Here is a 659-nt window from a genome sequence, read left to right on the forward strand (position 1 = left end):
ATCAACCAATTAACGGATGATCTAGACTTAACATGGAGCATAAAATGAGTACTTTCATTGAACTGCTTCGCCAGCATCATCGTGCGCTTAAGCATCACTATCATGCGCAGATAAATGGCGATATGCATCGAGCTATTTGGGCGATGCTCCGTTGCAAAACAGAGCAACAAGGACGCTCACAATGGTTCTGCAGTCACTGCCATCACGATGACCGATTGCCTCTTTCTTGTGGTCATCGCCATTGCCCTCAATGCCAACAACGCACCACTTCTGACTGGCTACAGCGTCAACAGCAAAAACGGTTACCTGTTCACTATTTCATGGTGACCTTCACTTTACCGTATCAATTGAGAGTGCTGGCAAGACATCAACCTAAAGCGATATATAACGGTATGTTTAAGGTGGCATCAGGGGTATTAAAGGATTTTGCCAACCGACAACGGCAAGGTGAACTTGGTTTTACCGCCGTGTTGCATACTCACAGCCGACAACGAAACTTGCACCCACATCTGCACATTATCGTGGCGGCAGGCCAATACGACGCGTCGAGGCAAACGTGGCACAAAGGCAACAAGCATTACCTCTTCAACGCGTTTGCTTTGGCCAAAGTATGGCGAGCAAGAATGCTAGAGGCCATTAATCAACACCCAACGTTGTGG

1 protein-coding gene is annotated in these 659 nt (G+C 47.5%); it reads left to right on the plus strand.

Going from position 1 to position 659, the window contains the following annotated elements; all coding sequences use genetic code 11:
• Positions 1-44: 44 nt before the first annotated feature.
• Positions 45-659: transposase zinc-binding domain-containing protein (locus AB4507_RS19375; RefSeq protein WP_372183147.1), on the plus strand; the 615-nt coding region annotated here is incomplete at its 3' end.

Source organism: Vibrio sp. 10N.222.54.A3 (assembly GCF_041474095.1).
Lineage (GTDB): Bacteria > Pseudomonadota > Gammaproteobacteria > Enterobacterales > Vibrionaceae > Vibrio > Vibrio crassostreae_C.